At 69.4% G+C, this 21,537-nt stretch carries 18 protein-coding genes; 9 read left to right on the top strand and 9 right to left on the bottom strand.

Going from position 1 to position 21,537, the window contains the following annotated elements; all coding sequences use genetic code 11:
* The first annotated feature begins 5 nt into the window (after positions 1-5).
* A complete protein-coding gene (locus AC3WRN_RS11845; protein ID WP_492623108.1) occupies positions 6-1,370 on the top strand; it encodes an amino acid permease in 1,365 nt (454 codons plus the stop codon).
* A gap of 42 nt (positions 1,371-1,412) precedes the next feature.
* On the opposite strand, the gene rapA is transcribed toward AC3WRN_RS11845, so the two are convergent.
* The 7 genes from rapA to trxA all read right to left on the bottom strand — a co-directional run bounded on the left by rapA (position 1,413) and on the right by trxA (position 9,693).
* Positions 1,413-4,253, bottom strand: a complete 2,841-nt coding sequence (gene rapA / locus AC3WRN_RS11840; RefSeq protein WP_492623107.1) for an RNA polymerase-associated protein RapA — start codon at positions 4,251-4,253, stop codon at positions 1,413-1,415.
* A gap of 104 nt (positions 4,254-4,357) precedes the next feature.
* Positions 4,358-4,660 carry a hypothetical protein gene (locus AC3WRN_RS11835; protein WP_492623106.1) on the bottom strand — a complete coding sequence of 101 codons (303 nt, stop codon included), beginning with the start codon at positions 4,658-4,660 and terminating at the stop codon, positions 4,358-4,360.
* Between the two features lie 62 nt (positions 4,661-4,722).
* Positions 4,723-6,852 (bottom strand): M13 family metallopeptidase, encoded by a 2,130-nt coding sequence (locus AC3WRN_RS11830; protein WP_492623105.1) that lies wholly within the window; start codon positions 6,850-6,852, stop codon positions 4,723-4,725.
* A gap of 116 nt (positions 6,853-6,968) precedes the next feature.
* Positions 6,969-7,265, bottom strand: coding sequence for a hypothetical protein (locus AC3WRN_RS11825; protein WP_492623104.1), 297 nt, complete (start codon positions 7,263-7,265; stop codon positions 6,969-6,971).
* 78 nt (positions 7,266-7,343) lie between these two features.
* Positions 7,344-8,009 (bottom strand): DUF502 domain-containing protein, encoded by a 666-nt coding sequence (locus AC3WRN_RS11820; RefSeq protein WP_068090751.1) that lies wholly within the window; start codon positions 8,007-8,009, stop codon positions 7,344-7,346.
* Positions 8,010-8,206: 197 nt separating this feature from the next.
* The gene (locus AC3WRN_RS11815) at positions 8,207-8,659 is read right to left on the bottom strand and encodes a DUF4442 domain-containing protein (protein WP_492623103.1); all 453 of its coding nucleotides are present in this window, start codon (positions 8,657-8,659) and stop codon (positions 8,207-8,209) included.
* Between the two features lie 170 nt (positions 8,660-8,829).
* Positions 8,830-9,693: a thioredoxin gene (gene trxA, locus AC3WRN_RS11810; protein WP_068090748.1), complete on the bottom strand. Its 864-nt coding sequence runs from the start codon at positions 9,691-9,693 to the stop codon at positions 8,830-8,832.
* Between the two features lie 137 nt (positions 9,694-9,830).
* On the opposite strand from trxA, the gene AC3WRN_RS11805 reads away from it, so the two are divergent.
* From AC3WRN_RS11805 to nadD, 8 genes are all read left to right on the top strand, one after another.
* A complete protein-coding gene (locus AC3WRN_RS11805) occupies positions 9,831-10,448 on the top strand; it encodes a paraquat-inducible protein A (protein ID WP_492623102.1) in 618 nt (205 codons plus the stop codon).
* On the top strand, positions 10,445-11,098 hold the full coding sequence (locus AC3WRN_RS11800) for a paraquat-inducible protein A (RefSeq protein WP_068090740.1): 654 nt from the start codon (positions 10,445-10,447) through the stop codon (positions 11,096-11,098). Before AC3WRN_RS11805 ends, AC3WRN_RS11800 begins: the two co-directional genes overlap by 4 nt.
* Positions 11,091-12,782, top strand: coding sequence for a PqiB family protein (locus tag AC3WRN_RS11795; protein ID WP_492623101.1), 1,692 nt, complete (start codon positions 11,091-11,093; stop codon positions 12,780-12,782). Before AC3WRN_RS11800 ends, AC3WRN_RS11795 begins: the two co-directional genes overlap by 8 nt.
* The gene (locus tag AC3WRN_RS11790; RefSeq protein WP_492623100.1) at positions 12,779-13,411 is read left to right on the top strand and encodes a PqiC family protein; all 633 of its coding nucleotides are present in this window, start codon (positions 12,779-12,781) and stop codon (positions 13,409-13,411) included. Before AC3WRN_RS11795 ends, AC3WRN_RS11790 begins: the two co-directional genes overlap by 4 nt.
* A gap of 103 nt (positions 13,412-13,514) precedes the next feature.
* Positions 13,515-16,154, top strand: coding sequence for a leucine--tRNA ligase (leuS, locus tag AC3WRN_RS11785; RefSeq protein ID WP_492623099.1), 2,640 nt, complete (start codon positions 13,515-13,517; stop codon positions 16,152-16,154).
* Between the two features lie 5 nt (positions 16,155-16,159).
* Entirely contained in the window at positions 16,160-16,708 is a 549-nt protein-coding gene (locus AC3WRN_RS11780) for an LPS-assembly lipoprotein LptE (RefSeq protein ID WP_492623098.1), read from the top strand.
* Positions 16,708-17,718: a DNA polymerase III subunit delta gene (gene holA, locus AC3WRN_RS11775; protein WP_492623097.1), complete on the top strand. Its 1,011-nt coding sequence runs from the start codon at positions 16,708-16,710 to the stop codon at positions 17,716-17,718. Before AC3WRN_RS11780 ends, holA begins: the two co-directional genes overlap by 1 nt.
* An 85-nt stretch (positions 17,719-17,803) precedes the next feature.
* Entirely contained in the window at positions 17,804-18,460 is a 657-nt protein-coding gene (gene nadD, locus AC3WRN_RS11770; protein ID WP_492623096.1) for a nicotinate-nucleotide adenylyltransferase, read from the top strand.
* 8 nt (positions 18,461-18,468) lie between these two features.
* Here the strand turns inward: nadD and AC3WRN_RS11765 are convergent, their stop codons facing one another.
* Positions 18,469-20,337 carry a 3'-5' exonuclease gene (locus AC3WRN_RS11765; RefSeq protein WP_492623095.1) on the bottom strand — a complete coding sequence of 623 codons (1,869 nt, stop codon included), beginning with the start codon at positions 20,335-20,337 and terminating at the stop codon, positions 18,469-18,471.
* Positions 20,338-20,389: 52 nt separating this feature from the next.
* Positions 20,390-21,337, bottom strand: a complete 948-nt coding sequence (locus AC3WRN_RS11760) for an oxygenase MpaB family protein (protein ID WP_068090724.1) — start codon at positions 21,335-21,337, stop codon at positions 20,390-20,392.
* Positions 21,338-21,537: the final 200 nt, after the last annotated feature.

Below are 21,537 nucleotides of genomic sequence, written 5' to 3'. Positions count from 1 at the left end.
CATCCATGACCCAGTCCCTGCAGCGCCAGCTTACCCCGCGCCACATCACCTTCATGGCACTGGGCATGTGCATCGGCGCCGGACTGTTCCTGGGCTCGGCCAGCACCATCCGGCTGGCCGGGCCTTCGGTGCTGTTCGCCTACCTGTTCGGCGGCGCGATGATCTTCATCATCATGCGCGCGCTGGGCGAGATGGCCGCGCACGAGCCGGTGGCCGGCTCCTTCGGCGCCTACGCGCACAAGTACATCAGTCCGTTCGCCGGCTACCTCACCAGCTGGAACTACTGGATCCTGATGATGGGCGTGGGCATCGCCGAGAGCACCGCGGTGGGCATCTACATGAAGACGTGGTTCCCCGACTCGCCGCAGTGGATCTGGGCCTTCGCCAGCGTGGCGATGATCGGCGGACTGAACCTGCTGGCGGTGAAGGTCTACGGCGAGCTGGAGTTCTGGTTCGCGCTGGTCAAGGTGCTCACCGTGGTGCTCATGATCGCCGGCGGCTGCGCGATGATCTGGCTGGGCTGGGGCAACGGCGGCCAGCCGGTGGGCCTTTCCAACCTGTGGTCGCACGGCGGCTGGTTCCCCAACGGCGTTACCGGCATGGTGCTGGCCCTGCCGGTGCTGGTGTTCTCCTTCGGCGGCATCGAGACGATCGGCATGGCGGCGGCGGAAGCGGCGCAGCCGGAGCGCACCATCCCGCGCGCGGTGAACTCGGTGATCTGGCGCATCCTGATCTTCTACATCGGCTCGCTGTTCGTGATCATGGCGATCTATCCGTGGAACGCGCTGGACGCGCACAGCAGCCCGTTCGTCACTACCTTCGCGCGGCTGGGCATCCCCAGCGCGGCGGGGCTGATCAACTTCGTGGTGATCACCGCGGCGCTGTCCAGCTTCAATTCCACCACTTTCAGCGGCAGCCGCATGCTGCACAGCCTGGCCGGCAAGGGCCAGGCGCCGGCGGCGATGGGCCGGGTGAGCGCGCAGGGCGTGCCGGTGCGCGGCGTGCTGGTGACCATGGTGTTCCTGCTGTTCGGCGTGCTGATGAACTACCTGGTGCCGGGGCGCATCTTCGGCATGATGATGTCCATTCTCGCGTTCAACACGGTGTGGACCTGGGGCATGGTGCTGGTGGCGCACTGGCGCTTCCGCCGTCGGCAGGCGCAGCCGCTGGGGTTCCGCCTGCGCGCGTGGCCGCTGTCCAGCGTGCTGTGCCTGGCCTTCCTCGCCTTCGTATGGGTGATGCTGGGTTACAGCCCCGACACTCGCGTGGCGCTGTACGTGGGCGTGGCGTGGATCGCGCTGCTGACCGCGGCGTATTACGCGTTCGGCGTGGAGCGGCGCATGCGCAAGGTGCCGGCGGAAGCGGCCTGAGAAGGCGGTTCGCAGTTCGTCCCCCGCGCGATGCAGTGGAGGTCAGCGCAGCGCGAGGAAGTCGGCGCTGACCACGAAACGCACCGCGTCCAGGCGCAGGCGCGACTGCGGCAGGGCGGCCAGCAGGGTGCTGCGTTCGGCGGCGATGGCGGCGATTTCCGCTTCGCTGACCGACGGGTTCACCGCACGCAGCGCCAGCAGGCGCGACAGTTCCGCATCCAGCGTCTGCGTGGCCAGGGTCACGGCCTCGTCGATGCGCGCCTGCCCGCGTGCGCCGGCCAGCGCCTCGGCGCGTTCCAGCATCGGCGGCACCAGCTTGGCGAGGAACTTGCGGTAGCGCGGCACCTCGATGTTGCGGTCGCCGGCCTTGCGCAGGGCGATCTCGCTGGGCGCGAAGTCGGCGCGTTCGGCGAGCCGGGTGTCGACGGTGACCGCGATCGGCAGGACCGGCAGGAAGCGTTCGGCGTCGAGTTTCCGGTCGGCCACGCATTCGAGCACGAACACCGCCTGCAGCAGCGCGGTGCGCGGCGGCAGCACGTCGTCGACCATGAAGGCGGCGTTGCCCTGTTCGCCGGACAGCGCCAGGTCGAGCGCGCCGGCGACCAGCGGATGATCCAGCCGCAGCAGCGGCAGTTCCTCGCGCGCCAGCGCCACCTCGCGGGCGAACGTCACCGACTGCGGGCCTTCGGCGAAGCCGGGCAGGGCGTCGGTGGACAGGTATTGCGGGTCGAGCAGCAGCACCTGGCCGCCGAGTTCCTCGGCATGGATGCCGAACGCCTCGAGCAGGCGCTGCACGAAGGCGTCGCGGTCGGGGTCGTGGTCCTCGCGGGCGAACGCCTGCTGCAGCTCGTCGGCGTGCAGGTCGCGGCTGGCGGCCAGCTCCAGCAGGTGGTCGCGGCCGCCGCGGATCAGCTCGGCCATCTGCTCGTGGCTGGCGCGGGTCTCGGCCAGCAGGGCGTCCAGTTCCTGATCGCGGTTGTCGTCGCCACGGGCGTGCTCGTCGGCCAGCCGGGTCAGCGGCTCGCCGTAGCGGCGCAGCAGCTCGCGGCCGTCCGCCGGACTCATGCGGAACGCGTCGACGCCCTCGTCGTACCAGCGCGCCAGCACGTGCTGGGCGCTGTCGGCCACGGCGAGGATGTGGATGTCGATATCGTGCTTCTGGCCGATCCGGTCGAGCCGGCCGATGCGCTGCTCCAGCAGGTCCGGATCCAGCGGCAGGTCCCACAGCACCAGCCGGTGCGCGAACTGGAAGTTGCGCCCCTCCGAGCCGATCTCCGAGCACAGCAGCAGGCGCGCGCCGTCGGGCTGGGCGAAGTACGCGGCGTTGCGGTCGCGCTGCACGATGCTGAGGCCTTCGTGGAAACGCGCCACGCCCACGCCGCTCCTCGTGCGCAGCGCTTCCTCCAGCGCCAGCACCTTGGCGTGGCTGCGGCAGATCAGCAGGAACTTGTCCTGCGGGTGCGCGTCGAGCAGGGCGACCAGGGCGTCGATGCGCGGGTCGGCGGCGTAGTCGACCTCGATCAGCGCCGGCGGTTGCTGGATGTCGGCGTGGAATTCGGCCAGCAGCGCCTGGCGCGTGCTGTCGTCGACCGCAGCCATCGGCAGCAGGTGCCACTCGGGGCGGCGCTTCGGGAAGCCGCCGACGCCGGCGCGGTTGTTGCGGAACATCGCGCGGCCGGTGCCGTGGCGGTCGATCAGCGCGGCCAGCAGCTCGCGTGCGTTGTCGGGCCGGGCCGGGTCGGCCAGGCGGGCGGTGAGCGCGCTGTCGCCGTGGAAGGACTCGGCCAGCGTGGCGCGCTGGGTATCGTCGAGCGGCTGGCCATCGAGCAGGCGGTCGGCGATCTTCGACAGCGCCAGGTAGCTGTCGGCCTCGGCCAGGTAGCTTTCCAGGTTGCTGTAGCGTTGCGGGTCGAGCAGGCGCAGGCGGGCGAAGTGGCCGCTGCGGCCGAGCTGTTCCGGGGTGGCGGTGAGCAGGATCACGCCGGGGATCGCCGCGGCCAGTTTTTCCACCATCGTGTAGCGCAGGCTGGCGGCCTCCGGCGACCACGCCAGATGATGCGCCTCGTCGACCACCAGCAGGTCCCACGGCGCGTCCAGCAACTGCTGCGCATGCTTCGGCGAGTTTTCCAGGAAGCCGAAGTCGGCGATCACCAGTTGCTCGTCCTCGAACGGGTTGTCGGCGTCGCCGGATTGTTCCAGTGCCTCGCAGCGCTCCTCGTCGTAGATCGCGAAGCTCAGGTTGAAGCGGCGCAGCATCTCCACGAACCACTGGTAGACCAGGGTGTCGGGCAACAGCAGCAGCACGCGCGAGGCGCGCCCGGTGGCGAGCTGGCGCGCCACGATCATGCCGGCCTCGATGGTCTTGCCGAGGCCCACCTCGTCGGCCAGCAGCACCCGTGGCGGGCGACGGGCGGCGGCGATGCCGGCCACGCGCAGTTGGTGCGGCACCAGCCCGATGCGCGCCGCGCCCAGGCCCCACATCGGCGAACGGCGTGCCTCGGCACGCCGTTTCAGGCCTTCCAGGCGCAGCTCGAACTGCGCCACGGCATCGGTGCGGCCGCCGACCAGGCGGTCGTCGGCCTGGCTCACGCTCTGCTCGTCGTCGAGCTGGCCCTCGTGCAGCTCGCGGCCCTCGCCGCGGTAGATCAGCAGCTCGTCCTTGATCTCGACGCGCTCGACCAGGAACGCGATGCCCTTGCCGGCGATGCGCTGGCCGGCGCGGAACTCGGCGCGCACCAGCGGCGCGGAGTCGATCGCGTAGGGGCGCAGCACCCCGGCCTTGGCGAACAGCACCTGCACGCCGCGCCCTTCCACGCGCAGCACGGTGCCGAGGCCCAGCTCGGGTTCGGCGGAGGAGATCCAGCGTTGACCAGGGACAAACATGTTTCAGCCGTATTGCGCCAAGGACCGACGATTATCCGCCCCGCGGCCCGCGCTGGGAACCATCGCGCGCTTCCGGCCGGATCAGCGTGGCGGGTCGGGCACGCTCAAGCCTCGTTCCACTGGCGCAACAGGTTGTGGTACGCGCCAGTGAGCGCGAGCAGCGCGTCGAGCAGCGAGACCGCGCCGGTCTCCTGCAGGATCGCCTGGGGTGGCTGGCCCAGGCACGTGCTGTGCGGGCACGCGGAATCGTGCAGCGCGAGGCTGCCAGCCCCGTGCAGCGGCCTTGCTGGGTGACGGGCAATAAAGCAACTGCCAATGATTAGCAATAACTTCGAGTGCGATGGATGGGAGACGTGGCGCGGGAGTGATGGCTGCCGCGGCATCGGCACACAAAAAACGCCGCGCATCTGCGCGGCGTCCGGGGTCGATCAGGCCTGCCGTCGTGGCCTGGGCCACGACGGCATCGGTCTTACCAGATCTTCACCTGCTTGTCGTCCGCACGCACCATGGTGTCGCCCGGCTTGCACTGGAACGCGCTGGCGAAGGCCGGCATGTTCGACGGCGCGCCGATCGCGCGCAGCGCGGCCGGGGCGTGCGGGTCGACGTTGAGGGACAGCAGCGCCTGCTTCTCGCGCACGTGGCCACGCCACACGCGGGCCCAGTTGAGGAAGAAGCGCTGGTCCTGGGTGTAGCCGTCGATCTGCCTGCCGGCTTCCTCCGGGTTCTTCTTCAGCGCGGCCTGCAGCGCGTCATAGGCCACGTTGAGGCCGCCCAGGTCGGCGATGTTCTCGCCCAGGGTCAGCTTGCCGTTGACGTGCGCGTCCGGCTTGTCCTTGATCGGCGCGTACTCGTTGAACTGGGCGACCAGCTTGTCGGTGCGCGCGTCGAACTTGGCGCGGTCGTCCTTGGTCCACCAGTTCTTGTTGTTGCCGGCGCCGTCGAACTGGCTGCCCTCGTCGTCGAAGCCATGGCTGGCTTCGTGGCCGATCACCGCGCCGATGCCGCCATAGTTGATCGCATCGTCGGCCCTGGCGTCGAAGAACGGCGGCTGCAGGATCGCGGCCGGGAAGTTGATCGTGTTGTCGGTCGGGTTGTAGTAGGCGTTGACCGTCTGCGGGGTCATGCCCCATTCCTTGCGGTCGGTCGGCTTGCCGATCTTGGCGATGTCGTAGTCGTAGTTGAACTTGTTCGCCGCCTGCACGTTGGCGTAGTAGCTGTCGCCGGTGACGTTCAGGCCCGACCAGTCGCGCCACTTGTCCGGGTAGCCGATCTTGGGCAGGAAGGTATCCCACTTGGCGATCGCCTTGGCCTTGGTCTCGTCGCTCATCCAGTCGAGGTTCTGGATGCGCGCCTTCAGCGCATTGCGCACGTTGTCGACCAGTTCCTGCGCGCGCGCCTTGGCCTCGGGCTTGAACACCTCGGCCACGTACAGCTGGCCCAGCGCCTGGCCCATCGAGCCGTTGACGGTGCCGAGCACGCGCTTCCAGCGCACCTTCTGTTCCGGCTGGCCGGCCAGGGTCTTGCCGTAGAAGTCGAACTTGTTGTCCTGGAAATTCTTGCTGAGGTACGGCGAGGCGTCGTCGATGGTGTGGAAGCGCAGGTAGGCCTGCCATTGGCTGATCGGCGCCTTGGCCAGCTGCTGGTCGAGCTCGGCGAAGAACTTCGGCTGCGACAGCGAGAAGCCCTTGTCGACGGTCACGCCCTGGGCGGCGAAGAACTTGTCCCAGCTGAAGTGCGGGGTGGCCTTGTCGGCGTCCTTGACGCTGACGAAGTGGTACTGGTTTTCCGGCTTGCGCGCCTCCACCGGCGACAGCGAGGCGGCGGCCAGCCGGGTCTCGAACGCCAGCACGTCGTCGGCCTGCTTCCTGGCGTCGGCCTCGGCCACGCCGGTCAGCTCCAGCGCCTTGGCGATGTAGGCGACGTAGGCATCGCGGATGTCCTTGTACTTGGCGTCGCTGTAGTAGTCCTTGGTCGGCAGGCCCAGGCCGGCCTCGAGCGCGTAGGCGATCTGCATGTCGGCGTGCTGGAAGTCGGCACCGGAGCCGAACTGGAATACCTGGCCGTCGCCCTCGACATAGCTCCTGGTGATGTAGTCGGCCACGTCGCCGCCGTTCTTCAGGCCGGCGATGGCGTCGAGCTTCGGCTTGATCGGGTCGAAGCCGGCCTTCTCGATGGCAGCCTCGTCCATGCCGGACTGGAACAGCAGGCCGATCTTCTGCTCGATCGAGCCGGCCGGGGCCGTGGCGGCGCCCTTGGCGGCTTTCTCGACGATGGCGTGCTGGGTGTTCAGGCTGGACTCGGCCAACTGGTCGAACGCGCCCCAGCGGGTGCGGTCGGCGGGGATCGGGTTGGCGGCGACCCACTTGGCATTGACGAAGCCGTTGAAGTCCTGGCAGGCGTTGATGGACGGATCCAGCTCGCTGACGTCGAAGATGCTCTTGCCGGGGTTGGCGGCGGCCGTGGTGCCGGCGGCGGCTGGGGCGGTGCTGGCCGGTGCCGGCGCCTTGGCGGCCGGCTCCTGCTTGCCGCAGGCACTCAGCGACAGGGCCGCGCTTACGGCCAGTGCCAGCGCCAGGGGCTTCAGATACTGCTTGGTCATGGATATCCCTCTGTGAGTGATGGGTGGTGTCGTCTGGCCGCGCCGTCGGGTCCCCCTGACGCGGGCATGGCCGTTCACGCTAGGCCAAACGTCATGGGGCGGCCCAGTGTCAAAGGTCAGGGTTGCGGCGGCCGGCGGGTGGATGCGGTGGGGGCCGGTAGCGATTGCAGTTGCGCCGCGCCCAGGCGCAGCACGGGGTAGGCGCCCACGTGCTGGACGGCGTTACCACGGGAACGTTCGAAGAAGAAGGCCAGCCGCGCGCGGCTGGCGGCGGCGAAGGCGGGGTCGCCGTGCAGTTTCTTCGCGAACGCGGCCTTGAGTGCCGGATCTTTCGCCAGCATCGCGCGCGCCAGCTGTTCCAGCCGCTCGCTCGCAAGCGAGTCTTCTCGGCTTGTGCCTCGTAGGGCGGGCATGGCCCGCCGGCCCCGGTGCTTCCAGTATTTCTGCGCAACGGCGGGCAATGTCCCCTACGCGTTTCCCGCAAGACGCCTCTACGATTCGTCGCGGTGCGGCAGCGCAGGCGAAGCGGGCAAGGTATCGGGCGCCACCGCGCCGCCGGAGATGATGAAGGCCATCGCCTGGTCCATCGTCCAGTCGGTCGGCGTGAGTTCGTCCACCGGCACCAGTTCCAGGTAGCCGCCGGTGGGGTTCGGCGTGGTCGGGATGTACACCGCGGCCATTTCGCGGCCGCTGCCTTCCTCGACCATCACCCGGGTGACGAAACCCACCACTTTCAGGCCGCGGCGCGGGAAGTCGATCAGCACCACGCGCTGCATGCCGCTGGGCTTGTTCTGCAGCACCGCCATCAGTTTCTTGGTGCCGCCGTAGATCGTCTGCACCAGCGGAATGCGCGCCAGGAGGGAATCGAACGCGTTGAGGAAGCGCTGGCCGATCACCCGGTTCGCCACGAAGCCGAGCAGGTACAGCGCCGCCAGCGTCACCAGCAATGCCACGATGAAGGTCAGCCACTCCGCCTTCAGCGATTCGGCCGCATGCGGCGCCACCAGCGCCAGCCCGTTCAGCAGCCCGGCCACCAGCGGCGCGCCGATACCGGCCAGCAATCCCAGCACGAACTTGAACACCAGCCAGGTCACCCACAACGGGATGAAGGTAAGCAGGCCGGTCAGCAGGTAGCGTTTGACGCGCAGGCGGGGCATGGAGTGGTCCGGGAAGTCGCGAATCCCGCATTGTAGGCGACAGGGGCGCTCCCCCGGCGCGTGCGAAACGCTATAGCCCGTCTCCCCCTGGTTTTGCCAAGGGAGACGTGGCGATGGATCACTCGTTTCCCCCTTGGCGGTTCACCCGTCTACTCCCGCCTCCGGTTGTGCTTGGGGTGGGCGCGCAAAACCCGTGCTCAGCGCGCCTTCGGCTTCAGCCGCACGTAGATCTGCTTGCGCACTACCGCGATGACTTTGCCGGAGGCGGTGGTCACCTCGGTCTCGAACCAGCGCAGCACCTTGCCGCCGCCGGCGGCGGCCGTGCGCAGTTCGTCGACCACGGCTGGCTCCAGCTTGAAATGCGCGTAGACGTCCTCGCGGCCGGGTGCCACGAAGTCGATCGTGCCGGCCTTGTCCCACACGTAGTAGTCGTTGCCGAGCTGGTGCATCGCCAGCAGCATCCAGAACGGGTCGACCATCGCGAACAGGTTGCCGCCGAACTGGCTGCGCACGTAGTTGCGGTTCCACGGCCGCAGCCGCAGCACCACCTTCGCCTCGCTGTAGTCGTCGCTGAGCGACTGCAGGCGGATGGCGTTGACCAGGAACGGTGGCCACAGGTTGAGCAGCCGGCGGAAGGTTGAGGCGCGCATGGGAAGGCTCGTCCGGTCGGAATGGGGAATCCTACCCGAACGTGCGCAACGGTATGGAGTGGTGGCCTGAGTGTAGGAGCGCACCTTGTGCGCGATAGCTCTGAGGGCAGATCGGACCGATAGCATTCGCGCACAGGGCGCGCTCCTGCGGGGCGCGCGTGGGGTTGCGCTCAGAACAGCAGGGACGCCATCCGCCGCCGGTAGCGGCCCACCAGTTCGGCGTCGTCCAGCGTGGCGAACGCGGCGAGCAGGCGCTTCTTCGCCTGGCCGTCGTTCCAGCCGCGGGCCTGCTGCAGGATCACCAGGAATTGTTCGAGCCCGGCCGCGGCGTCGCCTTCCAGCAGCAGGCGCACGCCGAGCTGGTCGCGTGCGGCCCAGTCGTCGGCACCGGCCTGCACCCGCTGCTGCAGTTCGGCGACGGTGGGCGCATCCTGCACGGCACGGGCCAGCTCCAGTTCGCTGCGCAGGCGCACCGCGCGCGCATCGGTGGCGAGGTTGGCCGGCAGCGCGGCCAGTTCGGCTTCGGCAGCCGCGGTCTGGCCGGCGTGCAGCAGCGCCAGCGCCAGGTCGAGTTTGAGTTCGGCCTTGCCCGGTGCGGCGGCGATCTCCTGCTGCAGGCGGTTGATGGCCTGTTGCGGGGTTTCCAGCGGCGCCTCGGCGGGGGCCGCTTCCGGGGCTTCCAGCGGTTGCACGTGGCGCGACAGGAATTCGCGCAACTGGCCCTCGGGCAGCGCGCCGGTGAAACCGTCGAGGATCTGGCCGTCCTTCACCAGCACCACGGTGGGCACGCTGCGGATGCCGAACATGCCGGCCAGTTCCTGCTGCGCGTCCACGTCGACCTTGCCCAGCCGGAACGCGCCGTTGTACTCGGCGGCGAGTTTTTCCAGCATCGGGCCGAGCGTCTTGCACGGTTCGCACCAGGTGGCCCAGAAATCCACCAGTACCGGCGTGGTCAGCGAGGCGCGCAGCACGTCGGCTTCGAAGGTCTGCTGGTCCACGTCGAACACGCGGGAAACGGCGGCGGCATCGGTCACGGGGAGCTCCAGTTCGGCGGGTGCCGTTTCAGATCGGGGCGCCGGCCAGCATATCAAGCGGTCGCGCCCCGTTCAGCGCGCCGGCGGCAGATTTGCGAGAATCCCGGCATTGTCACGCCGAGCAAGGCACCGAGTGCATGGGCATGGGCTCTCCCGAAGCGCTGCTGATCTGCGAGCACTGCGACACGGTCTACCGCCGGCAGTTGCTGTCGCGCGGCGACGTGGCGTGCTGCACGCGCTGCGGGGCGGAGCTGGAGCGCCACCACAGGCTGGGCGCGAACACGCTGCTGGCGCTGGCCCTGACCGCGCTGATCGTGTTCGTGCAGGCGAACATGTGGCCGATCGTGACGCTGGGCCTGAGCGGCCAGTTCAGCAGCACCACGTTGTGGGGCATGATCATCGCGATGTGGCAGGAGCAGGCCAAGGTGGTCTCGGTGCTGGTGGCGGCCACGCTGTTCTTCTTCCCGCTGATGAAGATGACGATGCTGGGCTGGTTGCTGTGGTTCGCCCGCGCCGGCCGTCGCGCGCCGGGTTTCGTGCCGCTGATGGTGATCCTGCACCGCCTCGGGCCATGGACGATGAGCGAGGTGTTCGTACTGGGTGCGCTGGTGGCGATCGTCAAGGCGCACACCTATTTCGACGTGATGCCGGATCCGGGCATCTACGCGTACGCGGCACTGACCCTGTTGATCACCATCTTCGCCGGGGTGGACCTGCGCCAGCTGTGGGACGACGTGCCGGAGCACTCCGCATGAGTGCCCTGCCGCGCGCCACCGAGCTCGGCCTGATCGCCTGCACGGTGTGCGGACTGGTCTGCCGCAATGTGCCCGGCGACCCGCAGCTGGATGGCGACGGCGTGGACGACGCCATGGCGTGCCCGCGCTGCGGCAGCACGCTGCGCCGGCGCAAGGCCGACAGCTACATGCGCACCTGGGCGCTGCTGATCGCGGCGTTCATCATGTACATCCCGGCGAACGTGCTGCCGATCATGCGCACCGCCAGCCTCAACGACATCGACGACAACACCATCATCAGCGGCGTGGTGGAGCTGTGGGTCAAGGGGGCGCCCAACCTGGCGATCATCGTGTTCACGGCCAGCATCGTGGTGCCGATGCTGAAGTTCCTCGCGCTGGGCACCTTGCTGGTGAGCAGCCAGCTCGGCAGCGGCTGGGCGCGGGTGCAACGTGCAAAACTCTATCGGCTGGTGGAGTTGATCGGCTACTGGTCGATGCTGGACGTGTTCGTGGTGGCGCTGCTGACGGCACTGGTGCGCTTCAGCGTACTGAGCCTGGTGGAACCGCTGCCCGGCGTGATCTTCTTCGGCCTCACCGTGGTGCTGACCATGCTGGCCTCGATGAGTTTCGACCCCCGCCTGATCTGGGACGGCAAGGATACCGATGACTGACGACACATCCATCGAACAGGGTCCTCCGGGCGGCGGCGATCTGCCGCGGCCGGTGGTGAAGCGGCGCCGCTTCAATGCCTCGCTGATCTGGCTGATTCCGGCGCTGGCGGCGGTGGTCGGCCTGTCGCTGGTAATCAACAACTGGCTGCAGGCCGGCCCGCAGATCTCCATCAGCTTCCAGAGCGCCGAGGGCCTGGATGCCGGCAAGACGCCGGTGAAGTACAAGAACGTGGTGATCGGCCGGGTCAACAAGATCCAGCTCAGCGGTGACCGCAGCCACGTGCTGGTGCGGGTGGCGCTGGAGAAGAGCGCCGAGGGCTTCGCCACCAAGGACACCCGCTTCTGGGTGGTGCGGCCGCGGATCGGGCTGGGCGGGGTGTCCGGCATCGACACCCTGCTGTCGGGCGCGTTCATCGGCGCCGACGTGGGCGACTCGCAGGAACCGGAGGACGAGTTCAAGGGGCTGGAGCTGCCGCCGGCGGTGAACCACGGCGCGCCGGGGCGCAGCTTCATGCTGCACAGCGACGATCTCGGCTCGCTCGACATCGGCTCGCCGGTGTACTACCGGCGCATCCAGGTCGGCCGGGTGGCGTCCTACGAGATGGACAAGGACGGCAAGGGCGTGTCGCTGCACATCTTCATCGACGGCCCGAACGATCGCTTCGTGACCCGCTCCTCCCGCTTCTGGAACGCCAGCGGCGTGGACGTGTCGATCGGTGCGAACGGGCTGAAGCTCAACACGCAGTCGCTGGCCACCGTGCTGGCCGGCGGCGTGGCGTTCCAGGATCCGCCCGGGCCGCACGACAGCACGCCGGCCGCGGAAGACACGGCCTACAAGCTGTTCGACGACCAGGCCACCGCGATGGCGCCGCCGGACGGCGAGCCGCACTACATCCGCATGCGCTTCGAGCAGTCGGTGCGCGGGCTGGCGGTGGATGCACCGGTGGAGTTCCTGGGCATCAACCTCGGCAAGGTGGTGTCGGTACGGCTGGATTACGACGAGCAGAAGCAGCGCTTCCCGGTGCTGGTGGGGGCGGTGGTCTACCCGCAGCGCCTGGGCGCCGCCTACGACAAGCTGGAAGCCCTGGCCAAGGCGAACGGCGAGAACCCCGACCTGTCGCAGATGGTCGGCCGCCTGGTCGAACACGGCCTGCGCGCGCAGGCGCGCACCGGCAACCTGCTCACCGGCCAGTTGTACGTGGCGCTGGATTTCGTGCCGCGCACGCCGAAGGTGGCGTTCGACCCCACGGCCCGTCCGCTGACCATCCCGACCGTGCCGGGCAGCTTCGACAAGCTGCAGGAACAGATGGCCGGGATCGTGGACAAGCTCGCCAAGGTGCCGTTCGACAGCATCGGGCAGCACCTGGACCACAGCCTGGCCGGTCTCGACGCCACGCTCAGGCAGGTCAACGGGCAGACCCTGCCGGCGCTCAAGGACACCCTGCACGGCGTGCAGCAGACCATGGGCACGGCGAACGACGCGTTGTCCGCCGGTTCGCCGCTGCAGCAGAACCTGGGCGCCACGCTGGAGCAGCTGCAGCGCATGGCGCGCTCGCTGCGCGTGCTGACCGATTACCTGGGCGCGCATCCGGAAGCGCTGATCCGCGGCCGCGGCGCGGACGCGAAGCCCGCCACCACCACCACGCCGGCGGCCGCCCAGCCGCCGCAAGGAAACAAGCCATGATCCATGCCGCAAGAAAGCCGGCCGCCAGGCATCTGGGCATGGCGGCAGCCGCCATGCTGCTGGCGGCCTGTGCCTCGGCACCCACGCACTACTACACGCTGGTCGCGCCGGCCGGCGCAGCGGCTGCGTCGCCGTCGCCATCGTCGCCATCGCCGCCGTTCGAGCTGCTGCCGGTCGGCGTGCCGGCGCAGGTGGACCAGCCGCAACTGGTGGTGCGCGAAGGCGGGCAAAGCGTGGCCCTGCTCGGCAGCGAACGCTGGATCGCCCCGCTGGGCGACGAGGTACGCAGCGCGTTGTCGGCCGATCTCGCGCGCGAGCTGCGCAGCGCGGACGTCAGCGGCCTGCCCGGCAACGACAGGCCGCTGCTGCGGATCAAGCTGGACCTGCGCCGGTTCGACTCGGCGCCCGGCAGCTATGCGCTGGTCGAGGCCGCCTGGAGCGTGCGCCTGCTGCACGGCGCCCAGCCCGCCATGCTGGCCTGCACCAGCCGCGTCAGCGAAGCGGTGGGGCCGGGCTACCCCGCCCTGGTGCAGGGCCACCAGCGCGCGATCGGCCAGCTGGCGGCGCAGATCGCCGACGCGGCGCGGGCGCTGGGCGGCGGCCGGGCGGCCGCCTGCCCGCCCGGCTGAAAGCTCCAGGCTTGGCGCCCGGCCTGCGCTGGGCTAGTCTGACCAGTTCACTGCAGCCGGCATGCACCGGCGCGCATCCATCGCACAGACGGCACTCGAAACCATGCAGGACATTCAAGCCCCGACCTCCCCCGAACAGGATGAAGCCGCCTATCGTCCGCAGGCCGTGGAAGCCGCCGCGCAGCGGTACTGGAACGCGCAGCGCGCGTACGAAGTAAAGGAGGATCCGGCGCGGCCGAAGTTCTACTGCCTGTCGATGCTGCCGTACCCGTCCGGCGCGTTGCACATGGGCCACGTGCGCAACTACACCATCGGCGACGTGATCAGCCGCTACCAGCGCATGCAGGGCAGGAACGTGCTGCAGCCGATGGGCTGGGACGCGTTCGGCCTGCCGGCCGAGAACGCCGCGATCAAGAACGCCACCGCGCCGGCCAAGTGGACCTACGCCAACATCGAGCACATGCGCAGCCAGCTGAAGTCGCTGGGCTACGCGATCGACTGGAGCCGCGAGTTCGCCACCTGCCGCCCCGACTACTACGTGCACGAGCAGCGCATGTTCACGCGGCTGATGCGCCGGGGGCTGGTCTACCGGCGCAACTCGGTCGTCAACTGGGATCCGGTCGACCACACCGTGCTGGCCAACGAGCAGGTCGTCGACGGCCGCGGCTGGCGCTCCGGCGCCATCGTGGAGAAGCGCGAGATCCCGCAGTGGTTCCTGAAGATCACCGACTACGCGCAGGAGCTGCTGGACGGCCTGGACACGCTGCCGGGCTGGCCCGACGCGGTGAAGACCATGCAGCGCAACTGGCTGGGCCGCAGCGAGGGCCTGGAGATCCACTTTGCTGTGGACGGCGAAGCCGCGCCGCTGAGCGTGTTCACCACGCGCCCCGACACGCTGATGGGGGTGACCTTCGTCTCCATCGCCGGCGAACATCCGCTGGCGCTGAAGGCGGCGAAGGGCAACCCGCAACTGGCCGCGTTCCTCGACGAGCTGAAGCATGGCGGCGTCTCCGAGGCGGAACTGGAGACCCAGGACAAGCGCGGCATGGCCACTGGCCTGTACGCGATCCACCCGGTCAGCGGCGACAAGGTGCCGGTGTGGGTGGCCAACTTCGTGCTGATGGGCTACGGCACCGGCGCGGTGATGGCGGTACCGGGCCACGACGAGCGCGACTTCGCGTTCGCGCACAAGTACGGCCTGCCGGTCAGGCAGGTGATCGCCGCCGGCGACGAGCGCTACGACCCGGCCGCCTGGCAGGACTGGTACTCGGACAAGACCCGCGCCGACATGCGCGTGGTCAACTCCGGCGCAATGGACGGCAAGGACTACCGCGCCGCGTTCGACTACATCGCCGGCGTGCTCGAGGCCGCCGGCAAGGGCCGGCGCAAGGTCAACTGGCGCCTGCGCGACTGGGGCGTCAGCCGCCAGCGCTACTGGGGCTGCCCGATCCCGGTGATCTACTGCGCCAAGTGCGACGCGGTGCCGGTGCCGGAAGACCAGCTGCCGGTGGTACTGCCCGAGGACGTGGCGTTCTCCGGCGTGCAGTCGCCGATCAAGGCCGATCCCGAGTGGCGCAAGACCACCTGCCCGCAGTGCGGCGGCCCGGCCGAGCGCGAGACCGACACCTTCGACACCTTCATGGAATCGAGCTGGTACTACGCGCGCTACACCAGCCCCGGCGCGCCGACGCAGATCGACGGGCGCGCGAACTACTGGCTGCCGGTCGACCAGTACATCGGCGGCATCGAACACGCGATCATGCACCTGCTGTACTTCCGCTTCTACCACAAGCTGCTGCGCGACGCGGGCATGGTGCACTCGGACGAGCCGGCCACCAACCTGCTGTGCCAGGGCATGGTGATCGCCGAGACGTTCTACCGGGAATCGGGAACCGGGAGCCGGGATTGGTTCAACCCCGCCGACGTGGAAGTGCAGCGCAATGACCGGGGCCACATCACCGGCGCGGTGCTGAAGGCGGACGGCCAGCCGGTGCAGATCGGCGGTACCGAGAAGATGTCGAAGTCGAAGAACAACGGCGTCGACCCGCAGACCATGGTGGACAAGTACGGCGCCGACACCGTGCGCCTGTTCTCGATGTTCGCCGCACCGCCGGAGCAGTCGCTGGAGTGGAACGAGGCCGGCGTCGAGGGCATGGCGCGCTTCCTCAAGCGGCTGTGGCGCGAGGTGGCCGCGCATGCGGCGAAGCCCGACCATCCGGTAACCGATCCGTCGGCGCTGGACGCCGGCCAGAAGGCGCTGCGCCGCCAGCTGCACGAGACGATCCAGAAGGTCGGCGACGACTTCGGCCGGCGCCACGCGTTCAACACCGCGATCGCCGCGCTGATGGAACTGCTGAACGCGCTGGGCAAGTTCGGCGACCAGAGCGAGCAGGGCCGCGCGGTGCGCCACGAGGCGCTGGAGGCGATGGTGCTGCTGCTCAACCCGGTGGTGCCGCACATCAGCCACGCCCTGTGGCAGGCGCTCGGCCACGCCGAGACCGTGCTGGAGGACCAGCCGTGGCCGCAGGCCGACCCCGCCGCGCTGGTGCGCGATACGCTGACCCTGGCCATTCAGGTCAACGGCAAGTTGCGCGGTACCATCGTGGCCGCCGCCGGCGCCTCGAAGGAGGAGGCCGAGGCGCTGGCCCTGGCGCAGCCGCAGGTGAAGCATTTCCTGGAGGGCATGACGGTGCGCAAGGTCATCGTGGTGCCGGGCAAGATCGTCAACATCGTCGCAGGATGAAATCCATGAGCTTCATGAAAGCGCGCCGCCTGTTCCAAGCCCCGTTGCTGCTGGCCGCCGCGCTTGCGCTGGGTGCGTGCGGCTTCCACCTGCGCGAGAACGCGGTGCTGCCCGCGGGGATGCAGCGCGTGCACCTCAGCGTCAGCGGCGGCGGCGAGTTCGAGCGCCACCTGGCCCGCGCGCTGGAAACCTCCGGCAGCACCATCGAGGATGCCGGCGGTACCGGCATCGCCGAACTGCGCGTGCCGGTGGCGGCCTTCAGCACCGAGACGCTGAGCGCCGGCGGTTACGTGCGGATCAGCGAATACGCGGTGCGCTACCAGGTGCAGTTCGACGTGCTCGGCCCCGACGGGCAGGTACTGGTGCCGCACCAGCGCATCGACATGTCGCGCGAATACAGCTACGACGCCAGCAACAGCGTCGGCAACGCGGCGCAGGTGCAGGAGATCCAGCGCAGCCTCAACGACGACATGGTGCAGGCGATCCTGTTCCGCCTGCAGGCCGCCACCAGGCACGGGTTGGTGGCGCCGGCCAGCGCCGCCAGCGCGCACTGATGCCGCTCAACCCCGGCCAATGGCAGAAGGCGCTGGCGGCCGACCGCCTGCAGCCGGTCTACCTGCTCGCCGGCGAGCAGCTGCTGGTGCTGGAGGCGGCCGATGCCCTGCGCGCGCAGGCGCGCAAGCTGGGCTACGGCGAGCGCGAGGTGCTCGAAGTGGGCCAGCATTTCGACTGGAACGACCTGGCCCGCGCGGCCGCCGGCATGTCGCTGTTCGCCAGCCGCCGGCTGATCGACCTGCGCCTGCCCACCGGCCGTCCCGGCATCGACGGCGCCAAGGCGATCGGCGCGTTCTGCGACGACCCGCCGCCGGACGTCACCTTGCTGGTCACCGCGATGGAGTGGAGCAACAAGCACGACGGCGCCTGGAGCAGGAAGCTCGATGCCGGCGGCGCGATGGTGGTGTTCAACGCGCCGCGGCCGGACCAGTGGGGGGCGTGGCTCACCGCGCGGCTCGGCTCGCGCGGCCTGTCCGCCACGCCCGATGCGGTGGCGCTGCTGGCCGAGCGCGTCGAAGGCAACCTGCTCGCCGCCGCGCAGGAAGTCGACAAGCTCGCCGTGCTGCACGGGCAGGGCCGCGTCGACGCCGCCGCGATGGAAGACCTGGTCGCCGACAGCGCCCGCTACGATGTGTTCAAGCTCACCGACGCCGCCTTCGTCGGCGACGGTGCGCGCGCCTTGCGCATCCTGGCCGGGCTGCGCGCCGAAGGCGACGAACTGCTGGCGCTGATGGGCTGGCTGGTCAACCAGCTGCAACTGGCGCTGCGCCTGGCCAATGCCGCGGACCTCGCCGCGCAGTTCCGCGCCGAACACCTGTGGCAGGCCCGCGAAACCCTGTTCCGCCAGGCCCTGCGCCGCGCGCCGCGCGAGCATTGGCTGCAATGCCTGGCCCGCGCCTCGCGGATCGACCGCATGGTCAAGGGCCGCGAACAGGGCGATCCGTGGCAGGAGGCCGAACGGCTGATCGCCGCGATCGCCGAACCGCGCGCCGCCAGGGCGCTGGCATGACATTCCACCGCCCTGTCTGGCGAGAAGGGTTCGTGACATGTTCCCTCCCCTGCCTGCGGGGGAGGGCCGGGAAGGGGTAGGGCTCTTGCCGCAGACACCCACCAGACCGCTCGCCCTTTTCGGCGGCACCTTCGACCCGGTGCACCTGGGCCACCTCAGCGTGGCGTGGGAAGCCGCCGAACTGCTCGACGCCGAAGTGCGCCTGCTGCCGGCCAGCGTGCCGCCGCACCGCGTGCCGCCGATCGCCACGGCGGCGCAGCGGGTGGCGATCCTGCGCGCCGCGTTGCGCGGCCAGTCGCGGCTCGCGCTCGACACGCGCGAGCTGGATCGCGACGGCCCGTCGTTCACCATCGATACCTTGCACGAGCTGCGCGCGGAGCAGGGCGAACGCCCGCTGGTGCTGCTGCTCGGCGCCGATGCGTTTGCCGGCCTCGCCACGTGGCATCGCTGGCGCGAGCTGTTCGGGGCGGCGCATCTCGGCGTGCTGAGCCGGCCGGGGATTTCCGCGGTGCTGCCGGACGAGCTGGAGCGCGAAGTGGCCGGCCGGCGCATCGCCGATGCTTCCGCGTTGCGTGCACTGCCGGCGGGCAAGGTCATCGAGCTGGCGGTGACGCCGCTGGAAATCTCCGCCACGCGCATCCGCGAACTGCTCGCCGCCGGGCGCGATCCGCGCTACCTGCTGCCGGCGGGATTGTTCGACGATCCCGCGCAGCTGGCGCCGTACCGTACCCCGGCCGCATAAAACCGGGGTCAGGCGCCGGCCAGCTGCGCCTGCACCTCGTTGATCGAATCGCGGGTGCGCTTGCTGAACACCGAGTCGTCATGGTGGATCAGCAGCAGGTGCTCGGTGGCGCGGGTCATCGCGACATAGAGCAGGCGTGCCTCGTCGGCCTCGCGCTGGCCTTCCTTGGGCAGCGAACCGAGGCCGGGGATGATCACGAACGGAAATTCCAGGCCCTTGCTCGAGTGCATGGTGACCAGCTTCACGCTGTCCTCGACCGCGAACAGGGTGTGCTTGCCGCTGTTGTCGGCGAGCCGGCTGGGGATGCCGATGCGCTGCAAGGCCTCGTGCAGCTTCTCGCCTTCCCACTGGTTGCGGAACAGCACGGCCATGTCCGAATACGCGCGGCCGCCGGCGTGTTCGTCGCGCAGCCGCGCGATCAGCACGTCGAGCTGCGCGCCGGCGGTATCGGTGCGCACGAGTTCGGGCACCGGGCCGCGGCGGCCGGCGCTTTGCGGTGCGATCAGCGGCACGCCGTCGTCATCGTCGCCGCGCGATTCGAGCAGCTCGTGGGCGAAGCCGCGCGCCACCGAGAGGATCTCCAGCGTGTTGCGGTAGTTGAGCTTGAGGATGGTGGTGCGGCCCTGCGCCTGCACGCCCAGGCTCTTCCAGCTGATCTTGCGGCGATCGGCGTTGCCGTAGATGTTCTGCGCGTCGTCGTACAGCACCAGCAGCGAGTTGGTGGCCGGGTCGATCATCTGCACGATCAGCCGGTACCAGTCCGGCTCGAAGTCGTGGCCTTCGTCGATCAGCACGGCGCCGTACTGGAAGCGCGGGATCTGGCCCCGGTCCACGCCGGCGATCACTGCCGGCGGCAACGCATCGACGAACGCCTTGCCGCTGCCGGGCGGCAGCGGCACGTGGTAGGCCACCAGCATCTTGCGGCACCACTTGTGGAAGTTGTAGACCTGCACCTTCTCGCTCAGGCCGCGCTCGCCGATCAGCTGTTCGAGCCGCGCGGCCAGCGTCTTGTTGTAGCAGAGCACCAGGATGGGCTTGGCGAGTTCACGCGCGAGCTGCATCGCGCGGAAGCCGAGGATCATCGTCTTGCCGGAGCCGGCGACGCCGTGGATGATCCGGTGCTCGTCGCCGAGCGAACGCGCCAGCTGCTCCTGCTGCGAGTCCATCACCTTGACCAGGTCGGGAATCTCCAGCGGGCGCACCGCCGCGTCGGTGGGGCCGAACAGGCCGAACTGGCCGCTGCCGGGCTCGACGCGCAGCTCGGGAAACAGGTGCCAGCGCACGCGGTCGATCTGCGGCAGGGTCAGCGTCACCGGGAACACCTGCGGGAACATTGCCCACAGCCGCTCTTGGAACGCCTCGGCGTCGACCGTCTCGTACAGCTCGTCGCGGCAGATCACCAGGTGTTCCGGGATCACCGCGTCGAGCCCGCCGTCGACGAACTGCCGGCGGGTGATGTTGGCCAGCACCACGCCCCAGGCCCACGGCATGATCAGCTTGCCGGCGTGGCGGGAGCCTTGCGGCTGGCGCAGCGCCGGATCGCGTTCCAGCACCACGCCGATTTCCAGCGCGTACGAGCGCGCCTGCAGCAGCGGGTTGTATTCCTTGACCAGGCCGCGCTCGGTGACCAGGGTGAACTGGGTGCTGTCGGCATGGCGGATGGTGTCGGCCTTCCAGTCCTTCACCTCCAGCACCAGCAGCCCGCGGCGCGGGTGGAACACCACGAAGTCCGGATGGCGCTGCTTCAGCCCGACCGGCACGTCGTACCACAGCAGGTAGTCGTCCTCGAGCTTCTGCTCCAGCCGTTCGGAGACGCGTTTCTCGCCGCCGGTCATCCGCGGCAGGCAGCTGTTGCGGGTCGGAATGAGTGTTGCCACAGGCGCCCCTGGCTGAGGTGTCGAGACGACGTTAGCCGATAGGGTGATGCTGTCAATGCCGATCGACGGCGCGGAGCTGCGCCCAGCGCCGCAACTGCTCCGGCGCCATGTCCATGCGCCGGCAGGCGCGGCTGGCGATGCCGTCCTTCAGGGCGGCATGGAACACCGGTGCGATCGACCACAGCGCATGCGCCGCCAGTTGCGCCTGGCGCCGCTGCCATGGCGTGTGGCGCAGCATCGCGAGCGCCCAGTCCGGCAGCAGGGCGTGGCCGGCGAACAGGAACAGGTCGCGCGACAGTCCGGCCGCTGGCACCGGCAGGCGTACCTGTCCGAGCAGGCCGAGCACCACGCGCGAGCGCTCGGTGTACGCCAGCTCGGGCCGGATGCGGCGAAAGTAGCCGGCCACCTCGCGTTCGGACGAAGGCACCTCGCGCGCGCCCAGCGCCTCGGCGATCCGCCGCACCTCGTCGTAGTAGCGGTCGGCGGCGCCGGCCGGCAGCGCCACGTGGCCGTAGCGGCGGTAGCCCTGCAGGAAGCAGTACGCCTCGCTGACGTGCACCCAGGTCAGCAGGTCGGGATCATTCGCCGCGTAGGGGCGCCCGTCCTCGCCATGCCCGGTGATCTGCAGGTGGATCCGCCGCACGCGCTCGATCAGCGCCTCGGCCTGCGCGCGCGGCGCATAGGTGGTGCCGCCCACGAACGCGGTGGTGCGGCGCAGCCGGCCGAGCAGGTCGCCGCGAAAATCGGAGTGGTCCCACACCCCGGCCAGCGCCAGCGGGTGCAGGGTCTGCAGGGTCAGCGCGGCGAGGCCGCCGGCCAGCATGCCGGGGAAATCCGCGTGCACGCGCCAGGTCGCGCTGTGCGGCCCGAACAAGCCGGGATCGCCGTGCGGCTGGTCGTAGTCGAGGCTGCCGGTGTCGGGGCGCGGGAAGGCCTTGAGCACCCAGCGGCGGATCGGTTCGCGGGCGGGCCGGGTCAGCAGGTCGAAAGGCGAGAGCATGCCGCCAGTCTAGCGTCCGCTCGGCCGGGAGTTTGATTTGGACGTCCATTGTGTTATCTATGGCGACATGTCCTCCGCCACCGCCCGCCTGTATTTCTGGTTTTACGGCTATCCGAAGCCAACGGCGGCGGCGCGGGCGCGATCGTTTTGATCTGATCGACACAACCACACCGAACCGCCACCACTGGCGGTTTTTTTAT

The sequence above is a fragment of the Rhodanobacter sp. FW101-FHT13A11 genome (genome assembly GCF_058790335.1).
The sequence above is the reverse complement of the archived record's forward strand: the minus strand, read 5'-3'. Positions and strand labels throughout refer to the sequence as shown.